This window comes from Streptococcus pseudopneumoniae IS7493, from assembly GCF_000221985.1.
Classification (GTDB): Bacteria; Bacillota; Bacilli; order Lactobacillales; family Streptococcaceae; genus Streptococcus; species Streptococcus pseudopneumoniae.
In genome coordinates, this window is sequence record NC_015875.1 from 1,414,610 (window position 1) to 1,429,688 (window position 15,079).

At 40.4% G+C, this 15,079-nt stretch carries 15 protein-coding genes; 1 reads left to right on the forward strand and 14 read right to left on the reverse strand.

Annotation, left to right across the window (positions count from 1 at the left end; genetic code table 11):
- Positions 1-39 precede the first annotated feature (39 nt).
- The 7 genes from SPPN_RS07275 to SPPN_RS07305 all read right to left on the reverse strand — a co-directional run bounded on the left by SPPN_RS07275 (position 40) and on the right by SPPN_RS07305 (position 5,292).
- Positions 40-918, reverse strand: a complete 879-nt coding sequence (locus SPPN_RS07275; RefSeq protein WP_000301223.1) for a F0F1 ATP synthase subunit gamma — start codon at positions 916-918, stop codon at positions 40-42.
- 15 nt (positions 919-933) lie between these two features.
- Positions 934-2,439 carry a F0F1 ATP synthase subunit alpha gene (atpA, locus tag SPPN_RS07280; protein WP_000996633.1) on the reverse strand — a complete coding sequence of 502 codons (1,506 nt, stop codon included), beginning with the start codon at positions 2,437-2,439 and terminating at the stop codon, positions 934-936.
- Between the two features lie 14 nt (positions 2,440-2,453).
- Positions 2,454-2,990 (reverse strand): F0F1 ATP synthase subunit delta, encoded by a 537-nt coding sequence (locus SPPN_RS07285; RefSeq protein WP_000359025.1) that lies wholly within the window; start codon positions 2,988-2,990, stop codon positions 2,454-2,456.
- Positions 2,990-3,484 carry a F0F1 ATP synthase subunit B gene (gene atpF, locus SPPN_RS07290; protein ID WP_000558555.1) on the reverse strand — a complete coding sequence of 165 codons (495 nt, stop codon included), beginning with the start codon at positions 3,482-3,484 and terminating at the stop codon, positions 2,990-2,992. Before atpF ends, SPPN_RS07285 begins: the two co-directional genes overlap by 1 nt.
- Before the next feature lie 13 nt (positions 3,485-3,497).
- Positions 3,498-4,214, reverse strand: coding sequence for a F0F1 ATP synthase subunit A (atpB, locus tag SPPN_RS07295; RefSeq protein WP_000392851.1), 717 nt, complete (start codon positions 4,212-4,214; stop codon positions 3,498-3,500).
- Positions 4,215-4,248: 34 nt separating this feature from the next.
- The gene (locus SPPN_RS07300; protein WP_001054890.1) at positions 4,249-4,449 is read right to left on the reverse strand and encodes a F0F1 ATP synthase subunit C; all 201 of its coding nucleotides are present in this window, start codon (positions 4,447-4,449) and stop codon (positions 4,249-4,251) included.
- 429 nt (positions 4,450-4,878) lie between these two features.
- Positions 4,879-5,292 (reverse strand): GNAT family N-acetyltransferase, encoded by a 414-nt coding sequence (locus SPPN_RS07305; protein ID WP_000499170.1) that lies wholly within the window; start codon positions 5,290-5,292, stop codon positions 4,879-4,881.
- A gap of 225 nt (positions 5,293-5,517) precedes the next feature.
- On the opposite strand from SPPN_RS07305, the gene SPPN_RS12215 reads away from it, so the two are divergent.
- A protein-coding gene (locus SPPN_RS12215; RefSeq protein WP_148255720.1) for an IS630 family transposase occupies positions 5,518-6,565 on the forward strand; the annotation gives its coding sequence in 2 pieces (ribosomal slippage) (positions 5,518-6,014 and positions 6,013-6,565; 1,050 coding nt in all).
- A 161-nt stretch (positions 6,566-6,726) separates the two neighbouring features.
- On the opposite strand, the gene greA is transcribed toward SPPN_RS12215, so the two are convergent.
- The 7 genes from greA to SPPN_RS07350 all read right to left on the reverse strand — a co-directional run bounded on the left by greA (position 6,727) and on the right by SPPN_RS07350 (position 15,023).
- The gene (greA, locus tag SPPN_RS07320) at positions 6,727-7,209 is read right to left on the reverse strand and encodes a transcription elongation factor GreA (protein ID WP_000818760.1); all 483 of its coding nucleotides are present in this window, start codon (positions 7,207-7,209) and stop codon (positions 6,727-6,729) included.
- Positions 7,210-7,270: 61 nt separating this feature from the next.
- Complete coding sequence (mltG, locus tag SPPN_RS07325) at positions 7,271-8,872, reverse strand: endolytic transglycosylase MltG (RefSeq protein ID WP_001291668.1); 1,602 nt, start codon at positions 8,870-8,872, stop codon at positions 7,271-7,273.
- An 80-nt stretch (positions 8,873-8,952) separates the two neighbouring features.
- Positions 8,953-9,447, reverse strand: coding sequence for a GNAT family N-acetyltransferase (locus SPPN_RS07330; protein ID WP_000702440.1), 495 nt, complete (start codon positions 9,445-9,447; stop codon positions 8,953-8,955).
- On the reverse strand, positions 9,444-9,905 hold the full coding sequence (locus tag SPPN_RS07335; RefSeq protein WP_000405299.1) for a GNAT family N-acetyltransferase: 462 nt from the start codon (positions 9,903-9,905) through the stop codon (positions 9,444-9,446). The genes SPPN_RS07330 and SPPN_RS07335 overlap by 4 nt, the downstream gene beginning before the upstream one ends.
- Before the next feature lie 9 nt (positions 9,906-9,914).
- A complete protein-coding gene (gene murC / locus SPPN_RS07340; protein ID WP_001127123.1) occupies positions 9,915-11,249 on the reverse strand; it encodes a UDP-N-acetylmuramate--L-alanine ligase in 1,335 nt (444 codons plus the stop codon).
- Between the two features lie 10 nt (positions 11,250-11,259).
- Positions 11,260-11,877: a divisome accessory protein ZapJ gene (gene zapJ / locus SPPN_RS07345; protein ID WP_000808213.1), complete on the reverse strand. Its 618-nt coding sequence runs from the start codon at positions 11,875-11,877 to the stop codon at positions 11,260-11,262.
- A gap of 47 nt (positions 11,878-11,924) precedes the next feature.
- Positions 11,925-15,023 carry a pilus expression-regulating Snf2 family helicase gene (locus tag SPPN_RS07350; RefSeq protein ID WP_001096279.1) on the reverse strand — a complete coding sequence of 1,033 codons (3,099 nt, stop codon included), beginning with the start codon at positions 15,021-15,023 and terminating at the stop codon, positions 11,925-11,927.
- Positions 15,024-15,079 lie beyond the last annotated feature (56 nt).

Consider the following 15,079-nt stretch of genomic DNA (forward strand, 5'->3'; position numbering starts at 1 on the left):
TAGATCCTAAGTTCATTTTCATACGAGCTGGACTAGAGCCTATTCTAAGGCACTAGCACCTGCTACGATTTCTGTAATTTCTTGTGTAATCGCCGCCTGTCTGGCACGGTTATACTGAATTGTCAAATCATTGATGACTTTCTTAGCATTATCAGTCGCTGTTTGCATGGCTGTCATACCAGCAGCATTCTCAGCTGTCTTGGCATCGATAATGGCACCGTAAATCATACTTTCTGCAAACTGAGGCAATAACTGCTCCAAAATTTCTTCTCGGCTGGTTTCCAATTCAAAAGTCAAGCTATACTCTTCATCCGCTTCATTTGGATCCAAGTCAACAATCGGAAGCATTTGTTCCACACGCATTTGACTGGTTAGCGTATTGACATGATGGTTATAGCAGACATAGAGTTCATCAAAAAGTTCATTTTGGTACATTTCAACAGTTTTTGAAATAATCTTACGAACTTGATCAAAGCTAGGTTGGTCTGCCAAGCCACGTAGTTCATAAAGTGGTTGAATACCACGAGCCTTAAAGAAATCAGCTCCCATTCCACCAATACAGATCATTTCAAAACCTGTACCGTCTGGGTGGTATTCTTCTTTCAACTCCATAACGGCTTTCAGAATAGAGGAATTATAACCTCCAACCAAACCACGGTCTGAAGTAATGACGATATAGCCTGTCTTCTTCACAGGACGGCTAATCAACATGGGATTAGTTGAACCACCAGCTCCATTACCATGAAGAATATCTGTCAAAAGTTTGCGAACCTTCTGAGCGTAAACTTGAAAGTTGCGAGCAGCTTCTTCAGATCGACCTAGCTTAGCAGCTGATACCATCTGCATGGCATTAGTGATTTGACTCGTATTTTTTGTTGAGGCGATTTTTGTTTTAATATCATTTAGAGATACTGCCATCTGACACCTCTATTCTTATTGGAAGCTGGTTTGGTTGAGAAACTCTGTAATCGCAGCATCCAAGACTGCTTCTTCTGGCAAGTCTTTTGTATCACGAATGGTTTCCAAAATCTCTGGATGTTGAGCATCAAAGAAGGCATGGAACTCTTCCTCGAAACGAACAATATCATCTACTGGAACAGTATCCAAGAAACCATGTGTCAAAGCATAGAGAATGGTTACTTGTTTCTCAACAGGCAATGGTTTGTGAACAGGTTGTTTCAAGACTTCAACTGTACGACGACCGCGGTTCAACTTAGCCTGTGTTGCCGCATCCAAGTCAGAACCAAACTTAGTGAAGGCTTCCAACTCACGGTATGAAGCAAGGTCGATACGAAGTGTACCAGCAACCTTCTTCATGGCTTTGATTTGTGCAGAACCACCTACACGTGATACAGATGAACCCGCATCGATGGCTGGACGAATACCCGCATTGAAGAGACCATCACCAAGGAAGATTTGTCCATCAGTGATAGAAATCACATTGGTTGCGATATAGGCCGAGATATCTCCTGCTTGTGTCTCGATAAATGGTAGGGCTGTAATTGATCCACCACCAAGTTCATCAGAAACTTTAGCTGAGCGCTCAAGCAAACGGCTGTGAAGGTAGAAAACATCCCCTGGAAAGGCTTCACGACCTGGAGGACGACGAAGCAAGAGTGACAGTTCACGATAAGCTACCGCTTGTTTTGATAGATCATCGTATACAATCAAAACATGCTTCCCTTGGTACATAAATTCTTCCGCCATGGCAACCCCAGCATAAGGAGCTAGGAAGAGCAATGGAGATGGTTGTGAAGCAGAGGCTGTCACAACGATTGTGTAGTCCAAGGCACCGTACTGACGAAGTGTTTCTACTTGCGTACGAACTGTTGATTCTTTTTGTCCAATTGCGACATAGATACAGATCATATCTTGATCTTTTTGGTTCAAGATTGTATCAATCGCAATGGTTGTTTTCCCTGTCTGACGGTCACCGATAATCAACTCACGTTGACCACGACCAATCGGTACAAGGGCGTCAATAGCTTTCAAACCAGTTTGCAATGGTTCTGAGACTGACTTACGTTGCATGACACCAGGAGCTGGCGCTTCTACTGGACGAGTTTTATCTGTGTGGATTTCTCCAAGACCGTCAACTGGACGACCAAGCGAATCCACAACACGACCAATCAGACTTTCACCTACTGGGACTTCCATGATTTTACCTGTACGGCGGATTGTATCGCCTTCACGAATATCTGTAAAGTCACCTAGGATGATAATACCAACGTCTGTTGACTCTAAGTTTTGAGCCATACCATAAGAACCGTTTTCAAAGATCAACAACTCTCCACTCATGGCATTTTCAAGGCCGTGAGCACGCGCGATACCGTCCCCGATATAGGTTACAACACCTGTTTCAGTCACATCAAAATTAGGTTTGAAATTTTCAATTTGTTGCTTAATTAAAGCGCTGATTTCTTGTGCGTTAATTGCCAAAAGAACACCACTTTCTATTTCAAATTTTCTTTAACAACTTTAAGTTGTTGTTTAATACTCACATCAATTGTCTTGTGATTGGCAAAAATAACAAAACCACCAATGAGACTTTCATCGATTTGTTCTTTTACACTCCTTACTTTCAGAGACATTTTCTTCTCAATCAAAGGGAGCAAACGACTCTTTTGTTCATCAGTTAGAGGATGAGCAGCAGTAATCGTCACTTCAAATCGATTTGTTTCTTTTTCAAGTCGGTCCAAGCAATCTACAAGCACATCATAAAAAAGATTTACTCTGTGATTGTAGGCCAGAACCTGGATAAAGTTTTGTAATAAAGGTGACACAGAGTCTTGGAAAAAAGCAATCGTTTTTTTCTTGTCAGACTCATCTACTGTCACTTTTTTTAAAAAAGAAGGTAAACCTGTTTCTTCAGCAATTTGCTTGATTTGAGTCAAGTCTGAAAAGATACGGGCTTCTTCTCCTTTTTCAAGTACCAATTGGACAAAAGGCATGCTGTATTTTTCAATTACCTTTACTGTTTTCTTGTCCATTAAGCTTCTCCTAGCTGATCGATATACTGATCAATGAGTTCTTTATGGGCATGACCGTCAAGGTTTTGTGAGATGATTTTACCAGCTAGGCTGATGGTCAAATCTGCTACCTCACCCTTAACGCTTTGTAAAGCTTCAGCTTTGTTTTGAGCAATTTCTTGGTTTGCTTTTTCTTTTAAGCGTCCTGCTTCTAGTTTAGCATCTACTAAAATACTAGCCTTACTTTTCTCAGCTGTTGTTTTCGCATTCTCAATGATTGCCTTGGCTTCTTTACGGCTACCAGCCAATTCATCTTCGCGTTTTTGAGCCAATACTTCTGCTTTTTGACGAGCTTCTTCAGCACTGTCAATATCAGTAGCAATTTTTTCAGCTCTTTCTTCGAAAATGCCTGTAATATTAGACCATGCAAATTTTTTAATCAAGACTAGCAAAAGAATAAAAGAGCCAGTGATTAAAATAAAATTACCAATCAATTCACCTACTGTTACGTGCATCAGTTACTCCTTTCTATTCCTCTTCAATATTAATCTTATTCCCTAAATACACAGATGTCAAAAGAGTAAAGACATAAGCTTGGATGCAGGAAATAAAGACAGAAAATGCAGTCCAAGCCAAATTAGCTCCAAAGGCTACTGGATACCAATAAATAGCTTGGTGGGAAAGAAGAAGTAACAAACTCGTCATGACCTCTCCTGCAAAGATATTCCCAAAAATCCGCAAAGCCAAAGATAAGAAGTTTGTAAATTCTTCCAAGATATTCATCGGTATGACAAAAACAGGACTCATAAAAGATTTTATACTTTTTTTAAATCCACGACGACGAACGCTTTCTATATGTGTCAACAAAATGACAAGAAAAGATAAGGTTAAGTCATACTGTAAATTAGCGGTTGGCGAACTCCACCAGTTAGTCCCATCGATCGTTTGAAGCTTTGTCATTAAGCCAAGGTTATTGGCAATCACCATGAAAAGAAATAAACAAAGGAAAAAGAGTGAGTAATCTTTCATGTAGCGCGAACCAATGTTAGGTTCTGTAAATCCAATAACAAAGTCATAGACATACTCAAGTACATTTTGCTTTCCTTTGGGTTTCAAGGTCATATTGCGGCTTGCCCAATAAATAAAGACAAAAATAACTCCCACAATCAACAAGGTCATGGCTAACATAGTCAGATTGAAGATAACAGGACCAATAGAGATGATTGGATTAATACTTTCTTCCATCTAAAATCCTCCCTTTTCTTCTCGTTCCATGTATTTATTTGATAATAAATGAGAAGACAAGAGTTACAAAGAAAGTTCCTTCAATAAAGGCAACACCTAAAAACATCAAACTACGAAACTCAGAAAGCATATCTGGTTGGCGTGCTACTGATTTAAACAGTCCATTCATCAATAAACCTTCACCGACAGATACGCCCATACAGGCAATACATAAGCCTAAATATGTTAAATTCATAACGAATTCTCCTTTAAAATAAAATTTACTTACTTAGTGTAGTCCTAAAATTTAAATTTGTCAACTTTTAACCGCTATTGGAAGCGTTTAATAAAAATTATTTCCATTTTCTTTCGGATTTCACTCTATTCTGAAAAACTCGAGAGGGGAATCTCGGATTAATGTCAATTTAAAAAGATAGAGAGTTTTTAGTTTAAATAAATTGTTTTAAAATATCAACCACATCACTTCTTTTCTTAACCCGATAAGCCTTGATTCCCAATTTCTCAGCTGCCATTGCATTGTACCCAATATTGCCCAGAAAGACACAATTTCTAGGTTATAACTGGTATTTATCGATAGTTACTCATATACATCAGTCCACCTCCATACTTATGTGCGAGCCTCTCTTTGTATTATACCTCCATACTCACCTTACAGATTCTTTTGCTAATAATATCTTTGCCCAATGTAGGGATAGTCTTGTAACCTAAAGACTTCCTTGTAGCCATACCTTTTATAAAAATCAAGAGCTTGAAACTGGTAGGTATTGACAAAGGCAAAACGACAGTTTCGATTCTTAGCTTCAGTTTCTGCTTGCTGCAATAGTTTTGAACCGATTCCTTGCCCTCTCAGTTCCTCTTTTACAAATAAATACTCGATTTCTAGCCAATTTCTAAAAGTCTCTACTATCAAACCTGCCAGGAGATTGCCCTTTTCATCTTCGACATAAAGATTAAGTGGCTCACTTTCAGCTTCCTCTCTTTTTGAACGGTTATAAACACGAATCAGATTCCCTATTTCTTGCGATTTATGTGATTCCTTATTTTTCAATCTAAAGTATAGTGAAATAAAATAAAACATGCGCAAATCGATTAAGGAATTTAATCTAATTTCTAACAATGTCTTAGAAACCAAAGTATACTATTTTAACTTCAATGCACTATACATCTAATACTCAATAAAAATCAAAGAGCAAACTAGGAAACTAGCCACAGGTTGCTCAAAGCATGGTTTTGAGGTTGTAGATAGAACTGACGAAGTCAGCTCATACTAGACTAAAATCAAAAAGCATTATATAGTAGTAATATGAAATCAACTAAAGAAGAAATCCAAGCTATCAAAACACTTTTAAAAGACTCTAGTACAGCTAAATATCATAAACGCCTTCAAATCGTTCTATTTCGTCTGATGGGTAAATCTTATAAAGAGATTATAGAGCTTTTAGACTGTAATCAAACAACGATTTGGCCAACTGTAAAAAAATATGAGGAGTTCGGACTCGATTCTCTCCTTAAAGAAACACGTGGTTGTCGTAACCATGCATATATGACAATTGAGGAAGAGAAAGCCTTTATTGCCCGTCATTTGAAGGCTGCAGAGGCAGGAGAATTTGTTACAATTGATGCCTTATTTCAGGCTTATACAAAGGAGTTAGGTCCTTCCTACACATGTGATGCCTTTTATCAACTCTTGAAGCGCCATGGTTGGCGAAATATTAGGCCACGTCCAGAACATCCCAAGAAAGCAGACGTTCAAACCATTGTCGCGTCTAAAAATAAAATCTCAATTCAAGAAGACAAGAAAGCGCTTTAAAACCAGTAGGCATTTTCGTAAGGTTCGCTTGATGTACCAAGATGAGGCTGGTTTCGGTAGAATCAGTAAACTGGGATTTTGTTGGGCTCCAATGGGAGTAGGTCCACATGTCCATAGTCACTATATACGAGAATTTCGCTATTGTTACGGAGCTGTTGATGCCCATACAGGCGAATCATTTTTCTTAATCGCTGGTGGATGTCATACTGAGTGGATGAACGCCTTTTTAGAAGAGCTTTCACAAGCTTATCCAGATGATTATCTTTTACTCGTTATGGACAATGCCATATGGCATAAATCAAGTACCTTAAAGATTCCGACTAATATTGGTTTTACCTTTATTCCTCCATACACACCAGAGATGAACCCCATTGAACAAGTGTGGAAAGAGATTCGTAAACGTGGATTTAAGAATAAAGCCTTTCGAACTTTGAAAGATGTCATGAATCAACTTCAAGATGTTATACAAGGACTGGAGAAGGAGGTGATAACGTCCATCGTTAATCGGAGATGGACTAGAATGCTTTTTGAAAGTAGATGAGTATTAAAACATGGTTTTGAGGTTGTAGATAGAACTGACGAAGTCAGTAACCATATATACGGCAAGGCGACGCTGACGTGGTTTGAAGAGATTTTCGAAGAGTAGCAAAATGGAAAAAGGAGTGAGTGAAGTACATCGCCTCCCCACTCCTTTTTCTGTTTTTAGGCTGTTTTTTCAACCTTCAAGATTTTTACATCATAGCTACCAACAGGCGTTTCAATGGTTGCTGTATCACCTGTTTTCTTGCCAATCAAGGCTTGTCCAATTGGGCTTTCATTTGAAACTTTACCTGCAAAGGCATCCGCACCCGCTGAACCTACGATAATATAAACTTCTTCTTCGTCCTCACCAATTTCTTGGATGGTGACTGTTTTACCAATCGCTACTTCGTCCTGGGCAACTGCGTCGCTATTGACGATTTCAGCATAGCGGATTTTTGTTTCTAAGCTAGAGATTTGTCCTTCGACAAAGGCTTGTTCATCCTTAGCTGCTTCGTACTCACTGTTTTCTGAAAGGTCACCGTATGAACGGGCAATCTTAATGCGTTCTACCACTTCTGGTCGACGAACCAATTTCAATTCTTCTAATTCTTTTTCAAGTTTTTCCTTTTCCTCAAGGGTCATAGGATATGTTTTTTCTGCCATTTTTCTCAACTTTCTTCTAATAATATTTTCTAAAGAAAATTATGTGAAGTATCACATAATTTTAGTTTGTTTGGTTTAATTTGCTGTTGACATGTTCAGCGACATTGCGATCGTGGTCTTCTTGATTATTAGCATAGTAGACCTTGCCTTCTGTGACATCTGCTACAAAGTAGAGGTTATCGCTCTTAGTTTGATTGATGCTTGACTCAATCGCATCCAGACTTGGACTATCGACTGGACCAGGCATGAGACCTACATTTTTATAAACATTATAAGGTGAATCAATGTTGGTATCAATCGCAACATCCTCAGCTAAGCTGATATTTTGCCCCAGTTTTCCTTGGGCATACAAGATTGCAATATTACTTTGAAGTGGCATATCACGATTCAAACGATTGTAGAATACACCTGCAATGAGCTTACGATCTTCTGTCTTGGCACCTTCTTTTTCGACCAAGGAAGCAATGGTCAACAACTCATTGACAGTCAAGTTTTTAGATTTGATAGTACTATAGTAAGGAGATAGGTTCTTATCCATAGCAGCTAACATCTCATCAATCAAGCTCTCAACAGTTGTGCTTTCCTTGATAGAATAAGTAGCTGGGAAAAGGTATCCTTCCAAACGATAACGCGCACCACTATCTTTTGCAGGCAAACTTTCCAATAAAGTAGGATATTTGGCTACTGCTTGACTGATAAACGTCTCATCTTGAACTTTTGCCAAGAAAGCCTCCGCTGTCAAAGACTCTTTGAAGTCACCTTCCAATTGACCCACAGCTTGTGCAATCTGATCCAAGGTATAACCTTCTGGAATTGTCAAAGTCGCAAGTACAGGTTCTTGCGGTTCATCTGTTCCACCTTTTTGCAACTCTTTGAGTAAGTCTTCTGTACTCATACTCTTTTGCAAATTGTAGTAACCCGCTTTCAAGTCGGTATAATTTTTATACTTGGCATAAAAGCTAAAAATCAGACCATGCTTTACCAAACCAGCTTTTTCAAGCGTCGTACCGATTTCTTGAACGTTTGAACCTTCTGGAATTCCAACCGTCACATATTTCTTAGAATTAGCATCGATAGGTAACAAAGAATCTAGCACGTACTGGTAACCAAAGTAACCACCTGCTGAGAGCAAGGCAAGGAATACAAGGAATGAAATCACAAAAGCTTTCACATGTGACTTCTTCTCTTTCTTAGACTTAACGGGTTTTGCTCCTTCTCTACGGCTACGACGTGGTGTATCGCTGATGATATCCACTGTTTCTGTAGCAGGCGTAGGTGTTTCTGGACCTGCTTGTTCTGCTTTTTTCTCTGCCGTCTTATAGGAAACAGCTACCCTTGTTGGGGTTTCATTGTATTCTCTTTCAAATTTCTTAGGTCTAACAGGACCTGGACCTGGTCCTGGTCTTGAACCACTTTCTTCCGCTGGAGAAGAAGGTACATCTTGACTTGGGTGAGTAGGCACGGTAGGAGCTTTTCTCATAATCTCCTCTACCGTTGACAAGGAATCAGCCATGAGTTCTTCAGCTGAAGGTTCATTTGCAGGAGTGCGAACTACTGCCTTATCTTCTTTCAGAACTTCATCATAGCCTTTTACTTTTTCTAAATCTCTCAGAATCTGCTCTTTAAAGCTTAATTTCTCTTCTTCTCTTGACTTTTCACTCAAAAGTTTTTCCTCCTTGTTGACAATCCATAATATTATATCTTAAAAGTCCAAGAAAAGCAACCTATGATACTTTTCCTAGCTTATTTTTTCGTTTCCCAAACCATATCATACCAGGTTTCCCCTGCAAAGGTTGACTGGGACAAGCCTTCATTGACAAATCCGTGCTTTTCATAGTAGGCGATGAGATAGTCATGACAGGTTAGGTTAATGCCATCTCTCTTATCTTCAAGAGCAACTTCTTTCAAGGCTATTAGTAATTTTTGTCCAAGTCCGAGGCCCTGTGCTTCTTTGGCAATAGAAAGACAGGTCACAGAGATATAACCACCAGGCTCATGACTATAGTCTTTTATTTCTTCTGTAAAGGACTGGTCTTGCAGATGGCGGTGTGGTCCAACTGGCCCTTCTATGTACCCCATGATTCTACCTACTTTTTCCGCAACCAGAAAAGAGGTCTGAATTTCTCGCAAATGCGATTCAAAAACAGATCGAGGAATAGCTTCTTCTACCGAGAAATTTTCTAGTTCAATCTCAACGATACGTTCTAAATCTTCTAATCTTGCTTGTCTGATCTTCATTGTACCTCCAGATAATAGGGATTAAACCAAATCATACTAAAACCCTGGCTAGTTTCATAAAGGGAAGTTTCTTCATCAATAAAACCGCTCATTTCAAAATAGGAAAGCAGCTCATCAGGACTCTTCAAACGAATCCCTTTGTAATCCAGCTCAACTGCCACCTCTTTCAAAGCCGCAAGAAGAAGTGTTCCCAATCCTTGTCTCTGATGGTCAGACTCAATGACTAAAGAATCTACTTTTAGACATTGCGGATTGTCTGACTGGGGACTTGATAGAATATAGCCTAAAAGTTGGTTTTCATCCCTAGCTAGAAGAAAGGTATCCGCACACTTACGGATACTTTCTTCTAAGATATGGGAAGGTTGCTGCTTTTCAGCCGGAAAAGACGAAGTTTGAAGTGCCTCTATCTCAGCCAAATCAGACTGACTTGCCTGAATGATCTTAATTGGAATTTCCATGAGAATAACCTATTGAACATTGCTTGTCAAGTTAGACAAGAGTCGTTCAAATGAATATTCATAGGTTTGGATATCTCCTGCTCCCATAAAGACATAGACAGCATTGTCATGGTCAAGGAGTGGTGAAACATTTTCAACAGTGATCACTTGGTGTTTCTTGTTGATTTTATTAGCTAGGTCTTCTACCTTGACATCTCCATGGTCTACCTCACGAGCTGACCCATAAATTTGCGCTAGGTAAACAGCATCTGCTTGGTTTAAAGCGTGGGCAAAGTCATCTAACAAGGCAATGGTTCTTGTAAAGGTATGCGGTTGGAAGACTGCTACAATTTCCTTGCTTGGGTATTTTTGACGAGCCGCATCCAAGGTCGCAATAATTTCTGTTGGATGGTGAGCAAAGTCATCGATAATCACTGTATCATTGACAATTTTCTCAGTGAAACGACGCTTAACACCAGCAAATGTTTTCAAGTGCTCACGCACCAAGTTCAAATCAAATCCTGCTGTGTAAAGAAGACCAATAACGGTTGTCGCATTCATGATATTGTGACGACCAAAGGTTGGGATGTGGAATTGCCCCAAGTCTTGTCCACGGAAATGAACGGTGAAGGTTGAACCAGTCGTAGAACGAAGAAGCTCACTAGCTACAAAGTCATTACCTTCTGCTTCAAAACCATAATAATAAATTGGTGCATCAGACGTAATTTTACGCAATTCTGCATCTTCACCATAGACAAAAAGACCCTTGGTAATTTGTTTAGCATAGTCGTTAAAAGCATTGAAAACATCCTCTAGACTTGTGAAATAGTCTGGATGGTCAAAGTCAATGTTGGTGATAATAGAGTATTCTGGGTGGTAAGGCATGAAATGGCGCTCATATTCGTCAGATTCAAAGACAAAATATTTGGCATTGGCCGAACCACGACCTGTCCCATCCCCAATCAAGAAGCTGGTATCTGTGATGTGAGACAAGACATGAGACAACATACCTGTCGTTGAAGTTTTTCCATGTGCTCCTGCTACTCCCATGCTAACAAAGTCACGCATAAAGCTTCCTAGGAACTCATGGTAACGTTTGTAGCTGATACCATTTTGGTCTGCATAGGCAATTTCGACGTTGTTATCTGGACGAAAGGCATTTCCAGCGATAATTTCCATATCACCGTCTAGATTCTTTTCATCAAAAGGAAGAATGGTAATTCCTGCCTGCTCAAGACCTCGTTGAGTAAAGTAGTACTTTTCAACATCTGAACCCTGTACCTTATGCCCCATTTGGTGCAACATCAAGGCCAAGGCACTCATCCCTGATCCCTTAATCCCGATAAAATGATATGTCTTTGGCATGTTTTCTCCCCTATTCTGTAATTCTGGTCAGATTCAACTCTTGGGCAACCCGACGTTCTTGTTCTGTTTGTTTACTTTTTTTATTGTAGATTTGGCTCTTCTTTAGAAAATCATAGTTGTTTTTCTTTGGAGCAGGTGCTGACACTTCTTCATTCTTGGTAGGGATAGAATGAACTTCCTCCGCTAAGATATAATGAGACTGGGTCAATTTTTGGCTATATCTGACAAATTCACCAGGATTTTCCTTTTGGAAAGGAGTTGTCGGTTGGTTGCCCTGTCTAAGAAGGCCTGATTTAGAATGACGTCTCGCACGGCTGAAATCCTGAGTTAGATAGTTAGCAGAGCGTTTCTTTTTCAAGTCTGCACGCGCTTCTTCACGCGCCACCTCCGCATAGCTCTTTCCTTCTTTTTTTACCCCTAAAGGAGCCTTTTTAGGTTTCTCTACTTGCTTTTCAAGCGGTTTTGCTGGTTTTTCTTCAGCAATAGGAGCCCATTCTAAATAATTTTTATCCCGATACTCACCCTTGATATTACTGATCAGATCAGACTCATCGTACAAGTTCATGACTGGCATTTCAGTCAGCATGACCTCGTCATCTGACACCAATGGAAATCGTTCTTGTTTCATTTTCTATTTCCTTTCAACACTTCATTATAGCGTATTGTCTTGATTTTTCAAGTGCTGGCTTCAGAAATTCCCAAAATTTCTCTAATTTCTGCTAGGGTGAGACTGCCACGTGACTCTGTGCCGTCCAATACTTGTGACACCAGATGTTTCTTTTGTTCTTGGAGTTCCTGAATTTTTTCTTCAATGGTTCCCTTGGTCACCAAGCGATAGACCTCAACCGTTTCTTCCTGACCCATCCGATGGGCACGGCCAATGGCTTGCGCCTCAACAGCAGGATTCCACCAAAGATCGACCAAGATAACCGTATCAGCACCTGTCAGGTTCAGACCGACACCACCAGCCTTGAGGGAAATCAGAAAGGCATCTCTTTCCCCTTGGTTAAAGGCCTTGGTCATGTCTTGTCTTTCCTTGGCTGGGGTTGAACCCGTAATTTTAAAGGAAGTCAAGCCCAAGTCTGGCAGTTCTTGTTCAATTTTCTCCAACATTCCCTTGAACTGCGAGAAAATCAAGACACGGTGTCCGCCGTCTGCCACCTGTACCAGCAGGTCTCGGAGACTATCCAGTTTGCCACTGGCTCCCTGATAATCTTCCATAAAGAGGGCAGGAGTGTCACAGATTTGGCGCAAGCGCATCAGACCAGACAAGATTTCCACACGACTTCGCTGAAATTCCTGATCTGACACTTGAGCCAATCTATCTCTCATCTGTTGCAACTGGGCTAGGTAGATAGCCTTTTGCTGGTCTTCCAGTTCATTCTTATAAACTACTTCAATCAAATCTGGCAATTCAGTCAGCACTTCTTCTTTCTTGCGCCTCATCACGAAAGGCTTGATAAACTGAGCAACGCGCTCAGCTGGTAATTTCATAAATTCTTTCTTGCTTGGCAAAAGTCCTGGCATGACGATTTGGAAAATAGACCACAACTCACCCAGATGGTTTTCAATCGGAGTTCCTGACAAGGCAAAGACAGACGGCACCACAAATTGTCTCAAAGTCTGAGCAATCTTGGTCTGGGCGTTTTTCATGACCTGAGCCTCATCTAAGAAAAGGAAGTCAAAGGCCATCCCCTGATAAAGCTCACTGTCCTGACGGAAGGTAGCATAGCTCGTCACATAGATTTGATGGCTATCAGCAAGAATCTCTTCACGACTAGCTTTCAAACCATGAACAACAGCCACATCCAACTGTGGGGCAAACTTCTGAAATTCATCTGCCCAGTTGTAAATCAAACCTGACGGTGCTAAAATCAAGACCCGACTTTCTTTTGTCACTTGACTGGTCAAAAAAGCAATAGTCTGCAGGGTTTTACCAAGTCCCATATCATCAGCCAAAATTCCACCAAAACCATAGTGATGGAGCATTTGCAGCCAGCCGATTCCCTTTTCCTGATAATCTCGCAAATCGGCCTGAACCTGAGTTGCTTGTCTAGGGAAGTCCTCTGGATGCGTCAAATCCTGGGCCAGATTCTGGAATTCTTGTGAAAAAGAAACACGGTCTCGCCCTTCAAAGAGATGAGCTAAACTGTAGGCCAAAGATTTCCGAGCCTGCAAGGTCCCATCTTTTAATTCAAACTGCCCCAGTTCCTGTAGATTTTGGCGAATTTTCTTGGTTTCTTCATCGAAAAAGTAGACTCGATTGGACGAATCAATGTAAAAATCTTGATTGGCAACCAAGGCCTGCATGGCTTGATCAATTTCCTCTTGGGCAATATCTTGAAAATCAAATTGGATTTCCAAGAGACCTCCCTTGGAAGCAATCTGCACTTGAGGGCTTGCTAGGTTATAGAGTTCTTCTAACTTGTCTGATAGGTCAACATTCCCGAGTTTTTCAAAGACTGGAATGATTTCGTGGAAGAAATGATAGACAGACTCTGCTTTTAGGGCCTGACGCCAAGATTGAAAGTCTGCTTCAAAACCTGTAACCAAACAGACTTGGAAAATTCTTTCTTCTAAGTCAGCATCACTTGAAAATGGCAATTCTTCTAGCTCTTGTCGGCTTGATACCTGCCTATCCCCATAATCAAACTGAATCTCTAAACGAATCCGATTATCTTCTTCCCTGTCAAAGTAAAAAGAGGGCGCAAACGTTTTGATTTGTAACCGTTCTGGAGCTGAAACAGTCCCCATCTGGCTAAAAAAAGTTAAACAAGAAGCCAACTTATCTCGGTCACTACTATCAAATTGCAGGTATTTCTTTCCATGCTGATCCACAGGTAGCGCTTTAATTTCCTTGAGAAGACGCATCTGTTGGTCTGTTAGAAAATAAACCTGTCCTTTATGGAAAAGTACAGCTCCCTGATAAAAGGCATTAACTCTTGGACTCTCTCTGATTTCCATTTCAAAATAATCCGAGTATTCTATTACTGTAAAGGCAAATAGATTAGCATCAGCATGCATATCCTGAAAAAGCAGGGTCTGGTAGCTATCCACTTGATGGTCAAATTGAAAATGGGGCAAGGTCATCAGTAAATTCACACCCTGCTCAAAAAAGGTCAGAGGGAAAAAGAGGTGCCGACCCTGGTTTTGGAAAAAGAGGTCTGGAGCCTGTCCTTCCTCCATCAGTCCCCGTAAGAACGTCAGAAGTTCTTGGCTGGCCTCATCAAAGGCTTCCCAAGAAAGAGACTCCTCATAGACCTTGCCAATCATATAAGACTTTCTCTGCTCGACAATCCTTAAAAAGAGTAGAATATCCCGAATGACATAGTATTTTTGGCTATTGATTTGGCCGATTCTCAGAGTCCACAAGATATGATTGCTTCCTGCTTCCACCTGACCCACAACTGATAACTCATAGGCGCATTCTGATTTTGGAGATAAAATTCGATCCAAAAACTTGCCACCCAAGGTCACCTTGGTTTCAATGGCCTCTTTTTCTTCATGACCTTCTTCCAGACTCCACAAGATTTCCTGACCACGCTCATCATTTTTCAGAAAATGCTCTAGCGCTGCCAAATGCACACAGTAGCCCCTCTTTTGAAAAAAATCACAGGCACAAAAAACCAAATCATCCTCTAAACTATAGCGCAGTTCTTCTTCTGCAACGCGAGCGTAGAGCCGATTGTTCTTTTCCTTGATGATATCAACCTTACCAGTTTCATAAAGGGCAACACCTTCGATACGAACTTTCCCCGGAATCAATTTAGCCATATTTTCACCTTTACCTTATCTTTTTATTATACCATATTTTCGCCTATGAAAATAGC